The organism is Saccharothrix ecbatanensis (assembly GCF_014205015.1).
Classification (GTDB): Bacteria; Actinomycetota; Actinomycetes; order Mycobacteriales; family Pseudonocardiaceae; genus Actinosynnema; species Actinosynnema ecbatanense.
On sequence record NZ_JACHMO010000001.1, the window covers coordinates 7,580,028 to 7,601,223 of the forward strand.

The following is a 21,196-nucleotide window of genomic DNA, read 5'->3' on the forward strand; positions in this document are numbered from 1 at the left end:
GGGAACTGGCCGCAGAAGTCGTGGACTACCGCTCCGACAACCGCCGGGCCTGCTCGCCGCCGGCCCCGGCGGTGCGCCGCAGGTAGCGCTCGACCACCGCGAGCTCGTCGGCGTCGAAGCCCGCGCGGCCCGCCCGGCCCTGGTCCGCCTAGCCCCAGCCCAGCTCGTGCAGCTTGGCGTCGTCGATGCCGAAGTGGTGGGCGATCTCGTGGACCACGGTCACCACGATCTCCTCCACCACTTCGTCCTCGTCGTGGCAGATGTCCAGGATCGCCTCGCGGTAGATGTCGATCCGGTCCGGCAGGACGCCGCCGTAGTCGGTGGTCCGGCTGGTCAGCGCGATGCCCTGGTAGAGCCCGAGCAGGCTCGGCTCCTCCGGGTTGCGGTCCTCGACCAGGACGACCACGTTGTTCATCGCCGCCGCGAACTCCGGCGGGATGAGGTCCAGGGCCTCGCCGACCAGTTCCTCGAACCGCTGTCGGGTCATCTCCACCGGCATGCCGTCACCTCGACGTCGTCGTAGCGGTCGTCGTGGTCGACGGCTCGTCGTCGCCCGACTTCGGCGGCTTCGACTCGGACGACGGCGGGGCGGAGGAGCTGGTGTTGGACTCCGAGTGCAGCGGCGCGCCGGTCGCGTCCGCCTGCTGGACGGCCGTCGTCTGCGGCGGGTTCGACGTGGTCAGCGGCGGCGCGTTGGGGTTGCGCACGCTGCCCTCCCACGCGGTCAGGACGTTGTCCGCGGGCTTCGCGCCGATCTTGCAGTTCGCCAGCCGCGAGCCGGCGGCCCAGCTCTCCGGCGCCCTGGTGTCCCAGCTGACGATGAGGCCGCGCGCCTTGAGGTCGGCGGCGCCGGTGTACTCGACGGTGATCCGGCCGCACTCTTCGGCCATGAACTTGTCCTGCTGGTCCTGCGGCGGGAAGTCGCCCGGCGGCATCGTCACCACACCGGTGATCTCGAACGTGTGCGGCTTCGCGCAGTCCACCGGGTCCGCCACCGACCCGGTCTCGGTGATGCCCAGGCACACGCCCGGGTCGTACACGTCCGACTGGTCCTTGGTCCGCGCGGTGCCGTAGGCGGGGAGCAGGCCACCCGCCGGGCCGGCCACCTGGAGGCCGCAGCGCAGCGTGCGCTCGCCCGCGCCCCACAGCCGCTCACCCGGGTTCAGCGGGCCGACGGTGTACTTGCCGAACGGGTCGAACTTGCCGCCCAGGTAGTCCAGCGTCAGCTTCGCGCACTGCTCCAAGCTGATCTGCTGCCACTGCGCGTCGTCCGGGAACGGCGCGTCCGGGCCGTGCGCGGCCGAGATGTCCGCCACGCCGGTCACCTCGAACAGGTGCTGCTGCTCGCAGTCGACCTTCACGACGTCCGTCAGGTCCGTCTTCGCCCAGTTCAGGCAGTCACCCGCCTGCGAGGCGAGGACCGGGTTCACCGGCGTCTCGCTCGTGCTGCCCGCGCCGGTCGCGCCCATCGGCCACGATGTGAAGGTGCTGAGCAGGAGCAGCAGGAACGCACCAGCCGACGCGCCGAGCATGACCATGTGGTCACTACGACGAAACCAACGCGCGCTCGTGGACATCTACACCATGATGCCTGTGTCGACCGCCGGATCGTTCGTGCGGGTGGCGTGTGTTGCTTTTGGGACACTCGTCACCCATTCGGCGGCCGATCTCTGTACCGTCCCCGCCGGGAGTGGCTGATGACTGAGAACGACAACACCGGGAACTCCGCGACGCCCGGGCAGGGTGGGCCGAGCGGACCGAACGGACCGGGTGGACCGGGACAGCAGGGTGGTGGCGCGTCGCCGCCGCCCTACGTGCCGCAGTCGCCGCAGGGCCCACCGCACGGTCAACCGCAAGGCCCACCGCAGGGCCGCGGCCAGATCCGTCGGCAGGAGCCGGGCGCGACCAAGCCCCGGCCGCCGACACTGGCCGAGCAGCGGGCGCGCGCCACGGCGATCGAGCAGCAGCGCGAACAGCAGCTGGCGCTCGAAGCCGAGGAGGCGCGCAAGAAGAAGCTGCGCAAACGCCTGCTCATCGGCGGTGGCGTGGCCGTCGGCGTGGCAGGCGTGGTGGCCATCTGGTACGCCGCGTCCAGCCCGGACGACGTCGAGGCGCAGTGCACGCGTGACGACGTCGTGGTCGAGGACCAGTACTGCGACGAGTCCTACGCGCGCTCGCACGGCGGGACCGTCGGCGGCGGCTTCATCTACATCGGCGGCAGCTCGTACCGCTACCACTACGGCGGCGCCAGCACGCCGGTCGGCCAGAAGGTCAGCGGCGGCAGCTACACCATGCCGAAGGGCGCGAACATCAGCACGAAGTCCGGCACCGTCGTCCAGCGCGGCGGGTTCGGCGTGTCCGGCGGAAGCAAGAGCGGGGGCAGCTGAGTGCGTCGGGAGTCCTCCACGCCCCGGCCGGACTGGCAGCGCACGGTCTCCGAGCAGGGGCTCGTGTTCGGCGCGCCGGCCAAGGCCGCGGACGGCAGCCCTCGCCCGTACTGGGACGAGTCGGCGCACTACGTCTTCGACATGAGCGACGTGCTGTCGCTGGAGGCGGACGTCGAGCTGCTGCACAACATGTGCCTGGAGGCCGTCGACAACGTCGTGCTGACCGAGCGCTACCGGGACTTCGGCATCAACGAGTGGCTGTGGCCCGCCATCGCCGAGTCGTGGAAGCGCCGCGACCCGCACGTCTACGGGCGGTTCGACCTGCGCTACGACGCCCGCGGACCGGCCAAGCTGCTGGAGTACAACGCCGACACGCCCACGTCGCTGCTGGAGGCCTCGGTCGTCCAGTGGAACTGGAAGACCGACGTGTACCCCGACGACGACCAGTGGAACTCGATCCACGAGAAGCTGGTCGAGCGCTGGGCCGAGATCGGCGAGCGGCTGCCGTCCAACGAGCTGCACTTCACCTGGTCCGGCGCGGACCCCTCCGGTGAGGACCACGTCACCGTGGCCTACCTCCAGGAGACCGCGGCCGAGGCGGGCATGAACACCGTCGGACTGGCCATCGAGGAGATCGGCTGGGACCCGCTGCTGAAGCGGTTCGTCGACCTCGAAGAAGCCCCGATTGCCACCGTGGTGAAGCTCTACCCGTGGGAATGGGTGGTGGACGAGCAGTTCGGCCGGTTCGCGGTGGAGAGCCTGCCCGGCACCCTCTGGGTCGAGCCGCTGTGGAAGATGCTGCTGTCCAACAAGGCGCTGCTGGCCGTGCTGTGGGAGATGTACCCCGGCCACCCCAACCTGCTGCCCGCGTTCCTGGACGAACCCGGCCTGCTCACCGAGTACGTGCGCAAGCCGAGGCTCGGCCGTGAAGGCGCGAACATCCAGATCGTGGCCCCCGGCTACGAGACCCAGACCGGCGGGGTCTACGGCAAGGAAGGCTTCGTCTACCAGCTGTTCGACCCGCTGCCCGAGTTCGACGGCTACCGGCCGGCGCTCGGCGCGTGGGTCGTCGGCGACGCCGCGGCGGGTCTCGGCATCCGCGAGACCGTAGGCCTGGTCACCGACGACGGCGCGGCGTTCGTGCCGCACAGGATCGTCGAATGAGCTCCCCAACCCCCGAGAACGCACCGCACCCGTCGTCACCGGCTCCTTCACCGGCGGCACAACCGATCACATTGCACACCATGGAGGGTCAGTGATCTCCCAACTCGCGTTGGACCCCGGCTTCGGCTCCGCGATCGGCAGCGGCGTCGGCGCGATCGCGCTCTACGCCATCGTCGGCCTCGTGCTGATGGTCGTCGGCTTCTACGCCATCGACTGGACCACCCCCGGCAAGCTGAGCGCGCTCGTCCGCAGCGGCGCCCCGAACGCGGTCATCGTGACCTCGGCGGGCCTGGTCAGCATGGCGCTGATCATCGTCGTGGCGATCTGGAGCTCCGCGGGCAAGCTGGACGAGGGTCTGCTGTCGGCCCTGATCTTCGGCTTCGTCGGCATCATCGTCCAGGTCCTCGCGGTCCGGCTGCTGGAGTGGGTGACCAGGCTCGACATCGGCTCGCTGATCGAGTCCGACCGCTTCGCCCCGGCCAGCGCCGTCGTCGCCGCCGCGCACGTCGCGCTCGGCCTCGTGGTCGCCGTCGCCATCTCCTGACCGCGGCTCCGCACCGGGCAGCCGGCGGGCCGGATCACTCCGTCCCGCCGGCGCCACCCGGGCCACGGGTATGGTTGGCCGCCAGGTCGGCTGGAGCTTCCGTGGGCGTTCGCGACGCGGCGCCGCCCCCGGTTTTTGGCGTGCACAACGGAACTGGACTACAGATGGGGGTCGCCGCGATGACCGAGGCCGAGGGCAAGCGCACTCACGCGCTGCTGGAGGACGTCCACCGGATAGTGGCGGACCGGTCGTGCGCGGTGCTGTCGTTCGACGTCTTCGACACCATCCTGTGGCGCAGGGTTCCCCGTCCGGCGGACGTGTTCGGCATCCTCGGCTCCAGACTCAGGGCTGCCGGGCTGGCGCCGTCCTGGATGACCGACGCCACGTTCCGGCGGATGCGGATCGAGGCCGAGGTGACGGCCCGCAAGGACCGCGGCGACCTCGGTCCCGAGGTGTCGCTGTTCGACATCTGGCGTGCCATGCCGTCCGCCACGTTCGACCGCGGCCTGCTGGACAAGCTGGTCGAGGCCGAGGTCGAGGTGGAGCGCGAGTTCACCGTGGTCGACCTGGACATGGCCGAGGTGATCCGCGAGGCGGACCGCAACGACGTGCGGATCGTGCTGGTCTCGGACACGTACTTCACCGAGGAGCAGCTGGCGTACCTGCTCGACCGGCCGGAGCTGGACGGGCTGCGCAAGGCGACCGTGTTCCGCTCGCACCAGCACGGCACGGACAAGACGAACGGTCTCTTCGAGATCGTGTTCAACGAGCTGAACCTCGCCCCCGAGCAGATCGTCCACATCGGGGACAACGAGGTGGCCGACATCGAGGTGCCGGCCGAGCTGGGCGTGCGGGTGGTGCACTACCGCCGCGTCGACCAGCCGCTGGCCGTGGTGCTGGAGCGCGAAGGCGAGCCGGCCGACCCGTTCGGCCCGTACGCGCCGCACCTGGACGAGCAGAACGGCGACTTCGGCATCACCAGCCTGCGCGCCAAGGTGCTCCAGGCGCACGGCGCGGACACCGAGTCCGGCCGCGACACCGCCTGGCGGTTCGGCGCGGCCGTCCTCGGCCCGGTGATGACCGGCTTCGCCGAGTGGGTCGCGTGGCGGGCGCACGAGTCCGGCACGCGCGTGCTGTGGTGCCCGATGCGCGAGGGCGAGCTGCTGTCCACGCTCGTCAACAACGCCGCCCGGGAACGCGGGTGGAACGTCGAGGCGAAGCCGGTCTGGCTGTCCCGCCACGTCACCTCCGTCGCCGCTCTGGACCGCTTCGACGCCGACTCGGTGCACGAGTTCATCCGCCGCAGCTACAAGCTGTCCATCCGCGAGCTGCTGTCCGTGCTGCACCTGCGCGCGGGCGAGGTGCCGAGCCTGGCCAACGAGCTGGACACGGTGGTGGACAACGGCGACATCGCCGAGCGAGTCGGCATCGCGCTGACCGAGTCCCCGCACCTCCAGAACCGGCTCAAGGCCACCGTCACGGCGGCCCGCGAGCGGCTGATCCGGCACCTGCGCGACGTGGGCGCGCTGGACAGCGCCGACCTGACCCTGGTCGACCTCGGCTGGGGCGGCACCATCCAGCGCCAGCTCGCCCAGGTGCTGAAGGTCGCCGACATCGACATCAAGCCGGCCGGCCTCTACCTGGCCACCGACGACCGGTCCTCGCGCGCCTACCTGGCCGGTCTGCGCGCCGAGGGCTACCTGGCCCAGGCGGGCCACCCGATCGACATCGCCGCCACCATCGTGCGCAGCCCCGAGGTGCTGGAGCAGTGCGTCAACGCGCTGTGCGGCTCGCTGGTCGGCTTCGCCGAGGACGGTTCGCCGGTGCTGGGCCGCGTCACCGAGTCGATCACGCAGAACGCCGAGCGGCTGGCGGCCCAAGAGGGCATGTTGGCGTTCCAGAGCATGTGGAACAGCTACGTCCGGGCGTCCGGCGGCACGTGGGCCGACCTGGCCCGCCCGCAGGCGGCGAAGGACCGGCTGGCGAACATCGTGGTGTCCGCGCTGAAGGCGCCCACGCCCGGTGAAGCCGCCGTGTTCGGCAACTGGGCGCACGAGGACAACTTCGGCTCCACCATGGTCACCAAGGTGGTCCCGGACGACCTGGTGGCGGCTCTGCCGTACCTGTCCCCGCTCGACCTGGACGACCTGGGCATGCGCGACTCGTTCTGGCCCGCGCTGCTCGCCTCCTCCGACACCGGCCTGGCCGCCGCGAGCAAGGCGCTGACCGCCGGGCAGCTCGACCGGAGCGTGTTCGAGCCGTCCGGTGAGCCGTTCGAGACGGCCCTGCACTACCGCACCGGCGCCGACGAGTGGGAGAGCGGTGGCAGCCGGCGCGTCCGGATCAACCGCAACGGCCTGTCGTTCGCCCGGCTCGACTTCGAGCACCACGACATCATCGACCTGTCCCTGTCGATCCCCGGCCGGCCCGCGATCGTGCGGGTCGACTGGATCGAGGTCAAGGGCAACGCAGGTCGCCGCCCGCTGGCCGAGCCGCTGCGCTGGGAGACGCCGGAGGACTTCGCCGGCCTCACCTACTCGGGCTGCCGCTGGCTCGGCGGGAACATGGTCGAGTTCGGCGGGCCGGACTCGGTGATGGTGCTGCGGGTCGCCGGACGCGCCGGCGCGCCCATGTCGTCCGGGCAGGTCACGGTCGCGTTCGCGTTGTTGCCGCAGTCGCTGTCGAACCTGTCGGCCCGACCGCCTTCGGCGGCTTCCCGGGTGGCCCGGATCAGCGGCAGACTGCGCGAGGAGTACCGGGCCCGCGGGGCCACGGGTGTGGCAGCGGGCGCCGCACGGGTGGCGATCCGCAGGCTGGGAGGAACTTCGTGAACCAAGGTGTAGACGTCGTCGGCAGCCGGGACGACCCGCACGCCCAGATCAGGGCGGCCCGCACACTGCCGACGATGTTGCACTCCCTGTCGGCGCTGCGCGAGCAGTTCGCGATCGTCTTCGCCAACCGGAAGATCGACACGGTGGTGGAGGTCGGCGTCGAATCCGGCCAGGTCAGCTCCATCTACACCGAGCTGGGCGCGTCGGCCGTGCACTGCGTCGACCCGTTCCCCTCGGACGAGCTGCGCGCCACGTTGGCGAAGAACCCGGCGCTGCACCTGGTCGAGGGGCACTCTCCGGCCGTGCTGGCCGAGCTGCCGATCGCGGACCTGTACGTGCTCGACGGCGACCACAACTACGCGGTGGTGCACGCCGAGGTCACGTGGATCATGGAGAACGCGCCGGACGCCGTCGTCGTGTTCAACGACGTGCTGTGGCCGTGCGCGCGGCGGGACCTGTACTACGAGCCCTCGCCGTTGACCGGTGACGACAAGCACGAGTCGTCGGCCGACGGGCCCACCGTGTGGCACGACGAGCTGACCCCGGCCGGACTGGTCGGGCTCGGGGCGTTCACCTGGGCCGTCAAGGCCGGTGGCGAGCGCAACGGCGTGCTGACGGCGGTCGAGGACGCGGTGACCGAGCACAGCTCCGCCGGGTGGCTGCTCGAAATCGTGCCGGCCGTGTTCGGCATCGGGTTCTTGCTGCGCAAGACGTCGCCGGGCGCGAAGAAGATCATGGACCAGCTGCGTCCGTTCACGTCGTCGAAGCTGATCGCGACGCTGGAGGGCAACCGGATCGCGCTGTACACGCGGGTGCTCCAGATGCAGTTCGAGGCCGTCGCGCACGCCGACGACGCGGACCGGCTGGCCGAGCAGATCACCGCGCAGCGGCACGAGATCGAGCGCCTGCGGGCCGACCTGGACCGCCGGGTGACCGAGGTCGGCGAGCTGAGACGGTCCAACCAGCTGCTGGAGCAGCAGCTGCGCGACCCGCTCTCGGTGGCCCCGCCGGACCTGGGCTCCGCCGTGAACCACCTCGGCCGAGCCGCCGCCGCCCGAATCCGCAAGGCCCGCCGCTAGCCCTCGGCCAGGAGGCCCGGCCCACCACCCGGGCCTCCCACCACCCGCGAGTCGAACACTCAGACCCCGCGTGTCGAACCTTCAGGACCCGTGAGTCCTACGTTCAGAACACGCGTGTCCTACGTTCAGGACCCCCGAATTCAACGCTCAGGACCGGCCGACACCCGCCGGAACCGGCTCATCCGTCACCTGTGCCGGAAACCCGGCCTCAGCCTCCGGCTCGTCCTCAGGCGCCTTCGGCAGCCGCGACGCCGTCCAGTACATGGCCATCAGCACCACCACGGCCACCCCGCCGAGCACGAGCGGCAGCACCGACCCGTACGGCGGCTCCCAGCTGCCCTTCAACGGGTTGAGGATGGTCAGACCCGACTGCCACCGGGTCATCGTGTACGCCAGGCACAGCAGGTGGATCGGCACCAGCAGGAACGCCAGCAGCCGCGTCATCGACCGGAAGTGCTCGGCCGTCAACGCCCGGTGCGCCAGGATGTGCGCGGCCAGCAGCGGGATGCCCACGGCGCCGGGCAGGAAGTACCGGCCCTGGTTGAACCAGCTCGTCTGGTTGATCAGCAGGATCTCCATGCTGATGTACGGGACGAACGTGCCGATGAACAACGCCGTCATCCGCCACCGCTGCGACCGCTTGCCGACCACCAGCGCCCCGAGCACCAGCAGCCCGAGCGCGGAGAACCAGACGACGTAGACCAGCCGCGGCATGAGCGTCTCGGCCCAGCCCATCACGCCGACCATCTGGTTGGCGACGTTCGGCCACACGTCCAGGAAGGCCGCCTTGAGCACGTCCTTCATCTGGTACCCGTAGTCGAGCTTCGCCACCTCCGCCGCGTTGGTGTACAGCGTCCAGGCCGCCGAGGCGATCGTGGCCAGCACCACCACCCCGGTCCAGACGCGCACCACCCGCTGCTTGGCCAGGTACTTCAGCCGCTGCCACGACACCGGCACCAGCATCACGCCGAGGATCACGAACAGCCACATGACGCCGCTGAACCTGGGCGTCACCAGCACGCTCGCCGACACGCCCGCCAACGCCACGGCGGCCCGGTTCACGTCCTCGCGCTTCTCGTGCAGCAGGGCGATCAACGCGACCGCCAACGCGACGCCGGACGTGATCTCGATGCCGTTCGGGTTGATCGCGCCACCCAGGTGCGCGGTCATCGGCGTCACGGCCGCGACCAGGCCCGCCAGGACCGCACGGTGCCTCGTCCAGCGGACCGCCCCCACCACCGCGAACGCCAGCATCGCGGCCATCAGCGCGCCGTTGATCAGGCGCGCGAGCATGATGCCCTTCCACTCCGGCCAGATGCCGATCGGCCAGCCGACCGTCGCGTAGTAGACCGGGTTGTACAGGGCCGCGGTGACGTACCGCCGCATCGTCGAGGAGTCGCCGCCCGGCTCCTCCGCGCAGCTCGCGGGCACCGTGACCTGCATCGGGAAGCAGCTGCGGTTCGCACCGGCCGCGTCGTTGTTCTTGTCCAGGCTCCGGGGCACGGTGTGGCCCCGGTTCTCGGCCACGATCTCGCCGTACATGACTCCCGCGGCACGCAGCGAGTGCTGCTCCTCGTCCGGGGGGCCGTCGAAGGGCGCGGCGAACGCCCAGGCCGCGTGCAACAGGCAAAAGCCGATGAAGGCGACCAGCCAAAGCCGTGCACCCGAACGTCGGTTCGTCACGGCCGCGTATCTTATGCGACTGTGGTGGACCCTCTTGCGCCAGTCCGGTCTCGACCTCGACGGAGCGCAGGACTGAGCCCCCGTTCCCCCTGTGAACGCCCTGTCCCGACCCTACGGCCGAAAGTCGGTTGAACGTTTCGATGGGTTACCACGAGTGGCACGCCAAGCCCGGCACCTACAACGATGTCGTCCGGCACTTCAAGCCGGGCTCCCGCATCCTCGACGTCGGCTGCGGCACGGCCTGGGTCTCCGAGTTCTTCCCCGACTACGTCGGGCTGGACAACTTCGAGTCCACCGTGAGCAAGGCCAAGGAGCAGGGCATCGACGTCCGCCTGGCCGACCTCGAGCAGGAACTACCGCTCGGTGACGCCGAGTTCGACGGGGTGGTGCTGAAGGACGTCCTGGAGCACCTGCTCGACCCGGTCACCCTGGTGCGGGAGGTGCGCCGCGTGCTCAAGCCCGGCGGCCGGGTGTTCGCCTCCTCGCCGGACGCGCAGCGATGGGTGTGGAACGACTACACGCACCGCCGCCCGTGGACCCGCGCGTCGATGCGCCGGCTGTTCGAGGACCAGGGCTTCGACGTCCGGACGGTGTCCTACGAGTCCGTCATGCCCGGCACCGGCATCGTGTCCGGCATGCTGCCCGGCAAGCGCCGTCCCGCGCTGCTCCAGGCAGCCGCGTGGCTGCCCGGCTGGCGACGCAACGTGTACGCGCTGGCGCTGCGGCCGAAGGACTGACCCGATCGCACGCCGGCGAGAACGGCATGGTCCGCTGACCGGTGCCCCCGCCACACGCTGAACGGCGGGGGCAGCGGATCAGCCGACCACGGCCTTCCGGGACTTGGCGACGCGCAGGAGCATCCGGACCGACCCGGACCGCGAGCCGGACTCCACGACCACCAGGGCCACGCCGACCGCGATGCCCGAGGCCGCGATGATCTCCCACGGCGAGTCGTGGAACAGGGCCAGCAGCACCCAGTGCCCGACCGCCACGCCGACCAGGCCGACGATCATCCGCATGCTCTTGCGGGCGATGGCGAACGTCAGGTGCACCCACAGCACCGCCGCGGCCGTCATGACCAGGGCGAGCGCCGGCAGCAACGGCTTGGACGGGGCGTACTCCGGGCCGAACGTCACCGTCAGCACCCACGTCGGCATGAGCCACAGGACCAGCGCCACGGCGAGCCCGGCGGCACCGGTGAGGGCCAGCGTCTTGAGCACCGCCTGCTCGGCCGACTCACCCCGTTCCAACGCGGCGGCGGCCCTCGGCAGGAGCACCATGGCCAAGGCGGCGGGCGCGAACAGCGCCACCTTGCCGAGCAGCACGGCGCTCGCGTACACGGCCCGGTCGGCTTCCGCCAGCATCGCCTGCCCGACCAGCAGGTCCACGTTCGTCAGCGACGAGAACGCGAGCAGCCCGATCATCGTGGCCAGGGTGTTCGTCGAGGCTGGTGGCGTCGTCGGCGTCGGCTTCGCGGCCTTGACCACCGGCGGGAACATCACCGCGAGACCGATGACGGTCGCGAACATCATCGCCCACATGCTGCCCGACATGCCCGCGACCAGCATGCACAGCGGCAGCAGGATGGGCCGCAGCGCGCCCAGCGGCCCCGCCAGCGCGAACGCCACGTAACCGAACCGCTCCAGGCCCTGGGTGGCGCCGGTGAGGACGAGCAGCATGCACGTCATGCCGATCCACAGCGCCGCCAGGACCACCGGCTGCGGCGAGCCGAGGTGCAGCCGATCGGCCAGCACCGGGCTCAAGCCCGCGATCACCGCGGCGATGACCAGGCACGCGATGCCCATCCGGCGGCCCTGCTGACGCAGGTAGGCGGACAGCTCGCCGGGGGTGCCTGAGGTGCGCAGGACCGCCACGTTCCGCGTCACGGACATCTGCACGCCGTTCACCGGCATCCAGGTGATCGTGCCGACCGCGATCAGCGCCGTGATCGCGGCGAAATCCGCCGGCGTCGACACCAGGCGGGCGGCGAGCACGTAGAACAGGTAGTTGCCGCCGTGCCCGGCGAAGCTCGCGATCAGCACCAACAGCCCGGCGCGTTTACCGCTGTCACTCATCGCGGACACGCACCCGCACGCGAGCGCACGTCCGTGCCGGCGTCCGGGTCCGGCGACGGCCAGGCTCGTCGGCGCGTCAGGGACAGCAGGTCGAGAGCATCGCGGGTGGGCACGCCGCTCATCGTAGGGCGGAGGCCTGGACCAGCCTTTCGAGGATCTGCCTGGCCGAGGCGCGCACCGTGTTGGTCTTGCTCACCCGGGCGTACCAGTCGTGGGTCGACTTGCGCAGCGCCTCGCCCTGCTTGACGACGTCCACGATCGCCGCGCCGATGCCCGCGGTCGACTTGGCCACCTGCCCGTTGACGCCCGGCTCGACCAGTTCGACGGCCGCGTTGTCGTCGCCCTCGACCAGGACGACCGGCGTGCCCACCGCGCACGACTCGACCACGACCAGGCCGTAGCCCTCCCGCTGTGACGGGTTGACCAGCACCGCGGCCGTGCGGATGCCCTCGTCCAGCTCCTGCTGGCTGACGAAACCGGGGGTGCGGACGACGTCGCGCAGGCCGAGGCGGTCGATCTCGGCGAGCACGGCGGCGCGGCTGGTGCCCTCGCCGAAGATCGTCGCTTCGAGGTCGGGGATGGACTTGCGGGCCTCCGCGATGGCCGCCGGCAGCGTCTCGACCCGCTTGTCCGCGATGTGCCTGCCGACGTAGACGACCCGCGGCGGCGACGTGACGGTCGGGTTCGGCTCCACGTCCTCCCGCGGGTCGATCAGACCGTGGCTGACGATCGCCCTGCCGCGCAGGCCACCGGCCTCCAGCCGACGGGCGTGCAGCTGCGAGTGGCAGGAGGCGATCGGGCTGAGCTTCGCGGCGACCCACTGGAGCAGGCCGGCGACCCGGCCGATGACCGGGCCCGAGTAGGCGCGCCACTGGTCGGGGCGCCACACCTCCAGCCAGTCGACGTCGACGGCGACCTTCGAGCCGATCAGCGCGGCGCGCACGGCCAGCACGTTCGTGCTCGGCACGGCGGAGACCAGCACGGCGTCGTAGTTGCGGCGGTTCGCGCGCAGGTGCTTCGCCAAGCCGTAGGCGTACCGCAGGGCGGGGCCGATGGTGCGCACGCCGTTCGCGTCGTACAGGTTGCGGTCCTGGCTCACCGCGACGATCTTGATGCCCTCGATCACCGGCTCCTCGTCCCACTGGAGCCGGGTCAGGTACGTGACCTCGTGCCCGGCGGCGACGAATTCCTCGGCGAACTGTCGGTACAGCCGCTCACCACCGCCTTTGGTCCACGGGAACAGGCAGTCGAAGGCAATGGCGATGCGCACTAGCGCTCCTCTGTCTGACACTCGGAGTGGTGGTAATCGTATCGGCCAGCCGTTCGACGGTCAGGCCGGGCAATCACCCGGTTGCGGCACCCTACACAGCCGCTGTAACGCCGGTGAGGCACTGTTACGCGGCTGGGTCGGGCAGTTATCCACAGGCGGATCCCGGCTGCCAGAGACTGTCGGTCCCGGCCGGCAGAATCAAATCAAGGGATCCCCTTGGCGGGGACCTCTGCGGCAGCGTGTCCGGGGTGTGGCCTGAGCGGGATCGGCGCGCGACCTCTGCGACAGCTTATGCGTGCGCCTGTGTGCGACCTGCGCGGCAGGCAGTCCGGGAAAGCTTGTGCGCGACCTCTGCGGCAGGTTGTCCGCGAGCTGGTGGGCGGCCTCTTCGGGAGCTTGTGCGGGAGCTTCAGCGTGACCTGCGCGGCAGCTTGTCCGGGTGCTTGAGCGCGACCTGTCCGGGAGCTTGTGCGGGAGCCTCTGAGGGAGCCTCTGCTGAGCCTCTGGGGGAGCGCGGGGTTGCGGAGGGCATCGGCGCCCCACGTGCGAAGGCGTCGGTCGAGGGGTGTGGCGGGCGGTCGGCGTGGGCGCGTACCACCACGAAAACCGCTGGGTGCGGGGTACTACCCTCTGACCTTGTGATTGACCTCAAGGCACTGCGTGAAAACCCGGAAGCCGTCCGTGCGTCACAACGCGCCCGTGGCGAGGACGAGACCGTGGTCGACGCGCTGCTGTCCGCCGACGAGCGCCGCCGGGCCGCCATCGCCCGCGCCGACACGCTCCGCGGCGAGCAGAAGACGTTCGGCAAGCAGGTCGGCCGGGCCAAGGGCGAGGAGCGCGACGCGCTGCTGGCCAAGGGCAAGGAGCTGGCCGCCGAGGTCAAGGCCGCCGAGGCCGAGCAGTCCGCCGCCGAGGCCGAGATGACCGAGCTGCACCGCGCCGTCCCGAACGTCGTCCACAGCGACGCCCCCGCGGGAGGCGAGGACGACTACGTCGTGCTCAAGCACGTTGGCGAGAAGCGCGAGTTCGACTTCGAGCCGGTAGACCACCTCGACCTGGGCACGAAGCTCGGCGCGATCGACATGGAACGCGGCGCGAAGGTGTCCGGCTCGCGCTTCTACTTCCTCACCGGCGTGGGCGCCCAGCTGGAGCTGGCCCTGCTGAACATGGCCGTCGCCCAGGCCACCGCGGCCGGTTTCAAGCTGATGATCACGCCGACCCTGGTCCGGCCGGAGATCATGGCGGGCACCGGCTTCCTCGGCGCGCACGCGAGCGAGATCTACCGCCTCGAAGCCGACGACCTGTACCTGGTCGGCACGTCGGAGGTGCCGCTCGCGGGCTACCACGCGGACGAGATCCTGGACGGGCCGAAGCGCTACGCGGGCTGGTCGTCGTGCTACCGCCGTGAAGCCGGCTCGTACGGCAAGGACACCCGCGGCATCATCCGGGTGCACCAGTTCAACAAGGTCGAGATGTTCTCCTACGTGAAGCCGGCGGATGCCGAGGCCGAGCACGCCCGCCTGCTCGCCTGGGAAGAGGAGATGCTGGCCAAGATCGAGGTCCCGTACCGGGTCATCGACACGGCCGCGGGCGACCTCGGCACGTCCGCCGCCCGCAAGTTCGACTGCGAGGCGTGGATCCCGAGCCAGCAGGCGTACCGGGAGCTGACGTCCACCTCGAACTGCACCACGTTCCAGGCCCGCCGGCTGAACGTGCGCTACCGCGACGAGAACGGCAAGCCGCAGATCGCCGCCACGCTCAACGGCACCCTGGCCACCACCCGCTGGATCGTGGCCATCCTGGAGAACCACCAGCAGGCTGACGGCTCGGTCGTCGTCCCGCAGGCGCTGCGGCCGTTCCTCGGCATGGACGTGCTCAAGGCCGGCTGATCAAGCCGCAGCTGAATCAGACCCGGCTGATCAGGCCCACCAGACCCGGCTGAATCAGGCCCAGCTGAGCTCGACCTCGCCGGCCACGTGCCGGCCGATCTCCAACGCCGACGTCGCGGCGGGTGAAGGCGCGTTGAGCACGTGCACCTGCCGCGGCGCGGTGTCGATCAGGAAGTCGTCCACGAGCGACCCGTCGGCACGCATCGCCTGGGCCCGCACGCCCGCCGACGCACGCACCAGGTCGTCCTCCCGCACCGCCGGCACCAGCCGGGCCAGGCTCGCCGCGAACCGCCGGCGGGACAGCGACCGCAGCACCTCCTCCGCACCGGTCCGCGCGAACCGCCGGGCCAGCCGCCACGTGCCGGGGAACCGCGCCACGTCGAACACGTCCGTCGCCGAGATGTCACGCCACCGGTAGCCCTCGCGGCGCAGCGCGAGCACCGCGTTCGGCCCCGCGTGCACGCTCCCGTCCAGCATCCGGGTCAGGTGCACGCCCAGGAACGGCAGCTCCGGGTCCGGCACCGGGTAGATCAGCCCTCGAACGAGGTGCCGCCGCTCCCGCCGCAGCTCGAAGTACTCGCCCCGGAACGGCAGGATCGCCGCCGACGGCGTCACGCCAGCCAGCCGCGCGATCCGGTCGCTGTGCAGGCCCGCGCAGTTCACCAGCGCGTCCGCCCGCACCACACCGCTCGGCGTCGCCACCTCCACGCCACCACCGCTGAGCGCACGCCGGATCGCCAACGCGGGCGTGTGCAACCGCAGGTCATGGCCGTTCAGCTCACGCACCATGGCCGCGCAAACGGCCGGGAAGTCGATGATCCCGGTGCTCTCCACCCGCAACGCGGCCACCGCCGCCACCTCGGGCTCGTACTCCCGCGCCTCGTCCACGCCGATCCGCCGCGCCTTCACGCCGTTCGCCGCGGCCCGCTCCGCCAACGCGTCCAGCCTGGGCAGCTCGTCCGGGGAAGTCGCCACGACGAGCTTGCCGCACACGTCCACCGGCACGCCGTGCTCACGCGCGTAGGCGATGATCGAGGCGTTGCCCGCCACCGACATCCGCGCCTTCAGCGACCCCGGCTTGTAGTACAGACCGGCGTGCACCACGTTGCTGTTGTGGCCGCTCTGGTGCGCCGCCCACTGCGGCTCCTTCTCCAGCACCACCACGTCGTGCCCGCGCCGCGCCAACTCCCGCGCGGTCGCCAGCCCGACGATCCCGCCACCGATAACCACGACTCGTCGCACAGCCGCAGACACTAGTGCGGCGTCACGCCGAGTACATCCACTCCAGGGTCTCCGCGAACGGGATCACCGGATCGTCACCGAGGGTGTCGACGAGCCGCTGCCGGCTGCCGACCAGCCGGACCACCTCGTTCGCCCGGACGAACGCCGGGTTCACCTCGACCTCGATCTCGTACCCGGCGATCGACGCCATCATGTCCAGCACCTCGGCCAGCGAGTGCGCGACGCCCGAGCACAGGTTGAGCGTGCTGCCCGCCGGGGCGGCCTCGACCAGCCTGCGGTAGTAGCGGGCCACGTTCCGGACGTCGCCGAAGTCGCGCCAGACCTTCGTGTTGCCCAGCTCGATCTTCCGCTCGCCCCGGCGGAAGTGGTCGACGATCTTCGGGATCAGGAACTTCGGGTCCTGCCCCGCGCCCGTGTAGTTGAACGGCCGGGTGATCGCGATCGGCAGCTTGTCCGCCCACAGCTTCGCCATGTGCTCCATGGCCAGCTTGCTCACCGCGTAGTCGTTCACCGGAGCGGGCGGGACGTCCTCGTGGATGGGTTCGACGGTCGTGTTGCCGTAGATGTTCGCGCTGCTCGCCAGCGCCACGATGCGCGGCTGCCGTTCCGCCTCGCTCACCGCTTCGAGCAGGTTGCGGGTGCCGACCACGTTCGACCGGTACAGGTCGTCCGCGTCGCCGTGCGCGACGAACGCGACGGCCGCGAGGTGCACCACGGCGTCCGGCTGGACCTGCGTGACCACCGACCGCAGGCCGTCGCGGTCGAGCAGGTCGGCCCGGTGGACGACGACACCGGGCACCGGGGCGCCCGAGCCGGCGACGTGCGCCAGGCCGACGACCTCGTGGCCGGCGGCGATCAACTCGGCGGCGACGTGCCGCCCGGTGAAGCCGGAGACGCCGGTGACCAGGACCCGCGTCGGCTCAGAAGGAGAACCCACGCTCGTTCCTCTCGATGTCGGCCTCCACCATCATCCTGGACAGTTCCTCGATGGTGGTCTTCGCTTCCCAGCCGAGCACGTCCTTGGCCTTCGACGCGTCACCGATCAGCAGGTCGACCTCGGCCGGGCGGTAGAACTTGGGGTTGACCCGGACCAGCTCGCGGCCGGTCTCCGCGTCCAGGCCGCGCTCGGACTCGCCGGAGCCCTCCCAGCGCAGCTCGATGCCGGCGGCGGCGAACGACAGCGAGACGAAGTCGCGGACCGTCACGGTGCGGTTGGTGGACAGCACGAACGTGTCCGGCTCGTCGGCCTGGAGCATCCGCCACATGCCGTCCACGTACTCCTTGGCGTAACCCCAGTCGCGCTTGGCGTCGAGGTTGCCGAGCTCCAGCACGTCCAGCTTGCCGAGCTTGATCTTCGCCACCGAGTCGGTGACCTTGCGGGTCACGAACTCCTGGCCGCGCAACGGCGACTCGTGGTTGAACAGGATGCCGCTGGAGCCGAACAGGTTGTACGACTCGCGGTAGTTCACCGTCGTCCAGTGCGCGAACAGCTTCGCCACGCCGTACGGGCTGCGCGGGTAGAAGGACGTCGACTCGGTCTGCGGCACCGCCTGCACCTTGCCGAACATCTCGGACGTCGACGCCTGGTAGAACCGCGCGTCCGGGCGGACCGTGCGCATCGCCTCCAGCAGGTTCAGCGCGCCGATGCCGGTGATCTGCGCGGTCGTCGTCGGCTGGTCGAAGGAGACGCTGACGAAGCTCTGCGCGGCCAGGTTGTAGATCTCGTCGGCGCCGGTGGTGTCCAGCAGCCGGATGCTGTTGCCCAGGTCGGTGAGGTCGTACTCGACCAGGTGCAGGTTCGGGTGCTGTTCGATGCCGAGCTCGGCGATCCGCCAGAAGTTGATGGAGCTCGTGCGCCGGTACGCGCCGTAGACCTGGTAGTCCTTCTCCAGCAGCAGCTGGGCGAGATAGGCGCCGTCCTGACCGGAAATGCCGGTGACGAGTGCGGTCCGCATGACGGTGGTTGGCTCCTTGCTCTCGAATGCATCAGGCGACGCACAAATGTTGTCCGAACATCGCGTTCGCGGGAGTCTAGTGCGGGCCTGCCAAGGCCTGCGGTCAGGCGTGGGCTGCCACCTCGACCTGGCGCGTCATCTCGTCCGGGCCGTCGTTCGGGCCATCGACCGGTAGACCTCGGCGGTCGCGTCCGCGGTGCGCTGCCAGGTGAACGTCTCGGCGCGCTTGCGCCCGGCGGCGGCCATCGCGGCCTGCGCGTCGGGATCACCCACGACCTTGCGGACGGCGGTCGCGATCGCGGCCGGGTCGCGCGGGTCGAAGTAGGCCATGTCGTCGCCGCCGACCTCGTGCAGCACCGGGATGTCCGAGCCGATCACCGGGCAGCCGCGCGCCATCGCTTCGAGCACCGGCAGCCCGAAACCCTCGAACAGGGTCGGGAACGCGTACGCGCTCGCACCGTCGTAGAGGGCGGCCAGCTCGTCGGCGCTCACCCACTCGCGCAGCTCGACGTCGCCGCCCAGCCCGAGGCGTTCCACCACCGGGCGCAGCGGGTCGTCGCCGTGGCTGCCGGTGATGACGAGCTTCGGGCGTTCAGCGGCCGGGATGAGCGCCCACGCCTCGAGCAGCCCGTCGAAGTTCTTGTGCCGCATGCGGTTGCCACCCGCCAGCACGTACGGCCGCCCGGCCCGTTCACCGGAGCGCGCCAGCACGTCGACCGGCTTGACCCCGAGGTGGATGACGTCGATGTCGGCCATCGGACGGCCGAGCAGCTCGTGCACGTCGTCCGCGGAGGCCTGGCTGTCGGTGATGATCCGGTCGGCCGCGCGCACGGTCGCCTTGGTCAACGCCTGCACGCCGCGCGCCAGCCGGCCCTGCACCCACTCGGGGTGCCGGGTGCCCAGGATGTCGTGCACCGTCACCACGGTCGGCAGCAGTCGGACGGCAGGCCCGAAGTTCGACGGGCAGTGCAGGAGGTCCGCGCCGAGGGAACGGGCCCGCGGCCCGACGGCGAGCGCCACCGCCGCCGCCCACGCCGCGCGGTTCTCCCCGGACACCGGCAGCGGCACGATCTCGCCGGGGAACCACTCCGGCGGCTGCTCGGCCAGCTCGCGGTTGCCGATGCCGACGAACCTGAAGTCGTCGTGCGCGGCGGCGAGGACGGGGAACAGCCCGCGTGCGTAACTCTCGGTGCCGCCCTTGCGCCCCGTGTAAAAGACCAGGTCGACCGCGATGCGAAGAGGCACGGCGTTCATCGTAGGCCGGCGGCCGGACGCGTCTCCCACGGGCGTTATCGGGTGTCGCCGGCGACCAACTCGGGCAGCACGTCGGTCACCACCTGCTCCAGCACCGCCTCACTGCCCGCGTACACGCCGTCCGCGCGCGGCCAGTGCGTGATCAGATCCGTGAAGCCGAGCGACCGCGCCTTGCCCGCCACGTCCCGGAAGTGCTCCACGCTGGTCAGCGAGTACACCGGGCACGAGTCGGCGTTCAGGTGGAAGTCGATCGACTCCTTGGCCCGGCCGATCCCGGCCAGCACCTCCCGGAACGTCTCCGTCATCCGGGCCACGCCCCGCCACCACTCGGCCTCGTCGTCGGTCTCCGGCCCGGTGGTGACCCAGCCCGTGCCGTACCGCGCGGCGACCGCCATCGACTTCGGCCCGTTCGCCGCCACCACGAACGGCAGCCGTGGCCGCTGCACGCAGCCCGGGGCGCTCCGGGCGTTCCGGATCTCGTAGTACTCGCCGCTGAACGTGGTGCGCTCCTGGGCCAACAGCATGTCCAGCGAGCCGACGAACTCCTCGAACCGCCGTTGCCGGCTGCGCGGGCCCTGCCTGATGTCCAGCGCCGTGTCGCCCATCACCTCCGTGTCGTACCCCACACCTCCGGCGCCGACGCCGAGCGTGAACCGGCCGTCGGTGAGGTCGTCCAGGGCCAGCAGGTCTCGCGCGAACGGCACCGGGTGGCGGAAGTTCGGGGAGGCGACGAGCGTGCCGAGCCGGATCTTCCTGGTCACCGACGCCGCTGCTGCCAGCGTCGGAACGGCTCCGAACCACGGTCCGTCGACCAGCGAACGCCACCCCATGTGGTCGTAGGTCCACGCGTAGTGGAAGCCGTACTCCTCGGCGGCCTTCCACTTGTGTTCGGCCATCCACCAGCGGTGTTCGGGCAGGATCACAATGCCAGTGCGCACCCGGCGACGTTATCCGACGGGGCACCATGGGGGAGTGCAGAGACCTTCCCTTGTGGCATCCGACGTCGACGGCACCCTGCTCACCACCCTGGGTCGGGTCAGCCCGCGCACGGCGGACACGGTTCGCCGGGTGTTGGCGGCGGACGTGCCGTTCGTGCTGGCCACCGGCCGTCCGCCCCGCTGGGTGCCGGAAGTCGCCGACGCGGCCGGCCTCACCGGGTACGCGGTGTGCTCCAACGGGGCGGTGGTCTACGACATCGGCGCGGACCGCGTGCTGTCGGCCGAGCTGCTGACCCCCGTGCAGCTCAACGACCTGGCCTCGGTGCTCGACGAGGTGCTGCCGGGCTGCTCGATGGCCTCCGAGAGCGTGGCGGAGACGGCCCGTGACGGCGGTCCGATGAACTCCGACTTCGTCGCCGACGAGCTCTACAACCACCCGTGGGACGAGGGCGCCCAGCCGCTGCCGGGCCACAAGCGGGCACACGTGCTCGGGCGGCCGGCAGTGAAACTGCTGGTCAGGCACGCGCACATGGCGTCGGCCGACATGGCGGCGGCGGTCGGGCCGCTGATCGACGGCCAGGTGGCGATGACGTACTCGACCAACGCGGGCCTGCTGGAGTTCGCCGCGCCCGGTGTGACCAAGGCGACCGGCCTGGCCACCGTCGCGGAACGCCTCGGCGTGCCCGCGAGCGGTGTGCTCGCGTTCGGGGACATGCCCAACGACGTGCCGATGCTGCGGTGGGCCGGTCACGGGGTGGCCATGGGGAACGCGCACGCGGACGCGCTCGAGGCGGCCGACGAGGTGACCGCGGCCAACTCGGAGGACGGGGTGGCGTTGGTCCTGGAGCGCTGGTTCTAGGCTGCCCGTGACCCGCTTGCCTTGTT

Annotated in this window: 18 protein-coding genes; 8 read left to right on the forward strand and 10 right to left on the reverse strand. The window is 70.8% G+C overall.

Going from position 1 to position 21,196, the window contains the following annotated elements; translation table 11 throughout:
- Positions 1 to 148: 148 nt before the first annotated feature.
- Positions 149 to 499 (reverse strand): metallopeptidase family protein, encoded by a 351-nt coding sequence (locus F4560_RS33140; protein ID WP_184926859.1) that lies wholly within the window; start codon positions 497 to 499, stop codon positions 149 to 151.
- Positions 500 to 503: 4 nt separating this feature from the next.
- Complete coding sequence (locus F4560_RS33145) at positions 504 to 1,577, reverse strand: septum formation family protein (protein ID WP_246477914.1); 1,074 nt, start codon at positions 1,575 to 1,577, stop codon at positions 504 to 506.
- A 120-nt stretch (positions 1,578 to 1,697) separates the two neighbouring features.
- Here F4560_RS33145 and F4560_RS33150 point away from each other — a divergent pair, with 120 nt between their 5' ends.
- From F4560_RS33150 to F4560_RS33170, 5 genes are all read left to right on the forward strand, one after another.
- Positions 1,698 to 2,387, forward strand: a complete 690-nt coding sequence (locus tag F4560_RS33150) for a hypothetical protein (RefSeq protein ID WP_221483716.1) — start codon at positions 1,698 to 1,700, stop codon at positions 2,385 to 2,387.
- Complete coding sequence (locus F4560_RS33155; RefSeq protein WP_184926861.1) at positions 2,388 to 3,551, forward strand: glutathionylspermidine synthase family protein; 1,164 nt, start codon at positions 2,388 to 2,390, stop codon at positions 3,549 to 3,551.
- Between the two features lie 91 nt (positions 3,552 to 3,642).
- The gene (locus F4560_RS33160) at positions 3,643 to 4,095 is read left to right on the forward strand and encodes a DUF350 domain-containing protein (RefSeq protein ID WP_184926863.1); all 453 of its coding nucleotides are present in this window, start codon (positions 3,643 to 3,645) and stop codon (positions 4,093 to 4,095) included.
- Between the two features lie 179 nt (positions 4,096 to 4,274).
- Entirely contained in the window at positions 4,275 to 6,926 is a 2,652-nt protein-coding gene (locus F4560_RS33165; RefSeq protein ID WP_184926865.1) for an HAD family hydrolase, read from the forward strand.
- The gene (locus F4560_RS33170) at positions 6,923 to 8,005 is read left to right on the forward strand and encodes a class I SAM-dependent methyltransferase (protein ID WP_312869627.1); all 1,083 of its coding nucleotides are present in this window, start codon (positions 6,923 to 6,925) and stop codon (positions 8,003 to 8,005) included. The genes F4560_RS33165 and F4560_RS33170 overlap by 4 nt, the downstream gene beginning before the upstream one ends.
- A 147-nt stretch (positions 8,006 to 8,152) precedes the next feature.
- Here F4560_RS33170 and F4560_RS33175 read toward each other — a convergent pair whose 3' ends face one another.
- Complete coding sequence (locus F4560_RS33175) at positions 8,153 to 9,688, reverse strand: DUF2142 domain-containing protein (RefSeq protein ID WP_184926867.1); 1,536 nt, start codon at positions 9,686 to 9,688, stop codon at positions 8,153 to 8,155.
- A gap of 140 nt (positions 9,689 to 9,828) precedes the next feature.
- Between F4560_RS33175 and F4560_RS33180 the strand changes: the two genes are divergently transcribed.
- Positions 9,829 to 10,425 carry a class I SAM-dependent methyltransferase gene (locus F4560_RS33180; RefSeq protein WP_184926869.1) on the forward strand — a complete coding sequence of 199 codons (597 nt, stop codon included), beginning with the start codon at positions 9,829 to 9,831 and terminating at the stop codon, positions 10,423 to 10,425.
- Positions 10,426 to 10,503: 78 nt separating this feature from the next.
- Here the strand turns inward: F4560_RS33180 and F4560_RS33185 are convergent, their stop codons facing one another.
- On the reverse strand, positions 10,504 to 11,763 hold the full coding sequence (locus F4560_RS33185) for an MATE family efflux transporter (RefSeq protein WP_184926871.1): 1,260 nt from the start codon (positions 11,761 to 11,763) through the stop codon (positions 10,504 to 10,506).
- A 118-nt stretch (positions 11,764 to 11,881) separates the two neighbouring features.
- Positions 11,882 to 13,033, reverse strand: coding sequence for a glycosyltransferase family 4 protein (locus tag F4560_RS33190; protein WP_184926872.1), 1,152 nt, complete (start codon positions 13,031 to 13,033; stop codon positions 11,882 to 11,884).
- Between the two features lie 638 nt (positions 13,034 to 13,671).
- On the opposite strand from F4560_RS33190, the gene serS reads away from it, so the two are divergent.
- Positions 13,672 to 14,922, forward strand: coding sequence for a serine--tRNA ligase (gene serS / locus F4560_RS33195; RefSeq protein ID WP_184926874.1), 1,251 nt, complete (start codon positions 13,672 to 13,674; stop codon positions 14,920 to 14,922).
- A gap of 54 nt (positions 14,923 to 14,976) precedes the next feature.
- On the opposite strand, the gene lhgD is transcribed toward serS, so the two are convergent.
- From lhgD to F4560_RS33220, 5 genes are all read right to left on the reverse strand, one after another.
- Entirely contained in the window at positions 14,977 to 16,164 is a 1,188-nt protein-coding gene (lhgD, locus tag F4560_RS33200) for an L-2-hydroxyglutarate dehydrogenase (protein ID WP_184926876.1), read from the reverse strand.
- 22 nt (positions 16,165 to 16,186) lie between these two features.
- The gene (locus tag F4560_RS33205; RefSeq protein WP_184926879.1) at positions 16,187 to 17,101 is read right to left on the reverse strand and encodes an NAD-dependent epimerase/dehydratase family protein; all 915 of its coding nucleotides are present in this window, start codon (positions 17,099 to 17,101) and stop codon (positions 16,187 to 16,189) included.
- The gene (gmd, locus tag F4560_RS33210) at positions 17,085 to 18,119 is read right to left on the reverse strand and encodes a GDP-mannose 4,6-dehydratase (RefSeq protein WP_184926881.1); all 1,035 of its coding nucleotides are present in this window, start codon (positions 18,117 to 18,119) and stop codon (positions 17,085 to 17,087) included. Before gmd ends, F4560_RS33205 begins: the two co-directional genes overlap by 17 nt.
- Positions 18,120 to 18,254: 135 nt before the next feature.
- Positions 18,255 to 19,364 carry a glycosyltransferase family 4 protein gene (locus F4560_RS33215; RefSeq protein ID WP_184926883.1) on the reverse strand — a complete coding sequence of 370 codons (1,110 nt, stop codon included), beginning with the start codon at positions 19,362 to 19,364 and terminating at the stop codon, positions 18,255 to 18,257.
- Positions 19,365 to 19,408: 44 nt separating this feature from the next.
- Positions 19,409 to 20,311 carry an LLM class flavin-dependent oxidoreductase gene (locus F4560_RS33220; protein ID WP_184926885.1) on the reverse strand — a complete coding sequence of 301 codons (903 nt, stop codon included), beginning with the start codon at positions 20,309 to 20,311 and terminating at the stop codon, positions 19,409 to 19,411.
- Between the two features lie 34 nt (positions 20,312 to 20,345).
- On the opposite strand from F4560_RS33220, the gene F4560_RS33225 reads away from it, so the two are divergent.
- A complete protein-coding gene (locus F4560_RS33225; protein WP_184926887.1) occupies positions 20,346 to 21,170 on the forward strand; it encodes an HAD family hydrolase in 825 nt (274 codons plus the stop codon).
- The last annotated feature ends 26 nt before the right edge of the window (positions 21,171 to 21,196 follow it).

Bases quoted from the DNA above. Each gene is read 5' to 3' on its own strand.
- F4560_RS33180 (WP_184926869.1), top strand. From the start codon at position 9,829: ATGGGTTACCACGAGTGGCACGCCAAGCCCGGCACCTACAACGATGTC.
- F4560_RS33140 (WP_184926859.1), bottom strand. From the start codon at position 499: ATGCCGGTGGAGATGACCCGACAGCGGTTCGAGGAACTGGTCGGCGAG.
- F4560_RS33185 (WP_184926871.1), bottom strand. From the start codon at position 11,763: ATGAGTGACAGCGGTAAACGCGCCGGGCTGTTGGTGCTGATCGCGAGC.
- F4560_RS33145 (WP_246477914.1), bottom strand. From the start codon at position 1,577: ATGTCCACGAGCGCGCGTTGGTTTCGTCGTAGTGACCACATGGTCATG.
- F4560_RS33165 (WP_184926865.1), top strand. From the start codon at position 4,275: ATGACCGAGGCCGAGGGCAAGCGCACTCACGCGCTGCTGGAGGACGTC.
- gmd (WP_184926881.1), bottom strand. From the start codon at position 18,119: ATGCGGACCGCACTCGTCACCGGCATTTCCGGTCAGGACGGCGCCTAT.
- F4560_RS33150 (WP_221483716.1), top strand. From the start codon at position 1,698: ATGACTGAGAACGACAACACCGGGAACTCCGCGACGCCCGGGCAGGGT.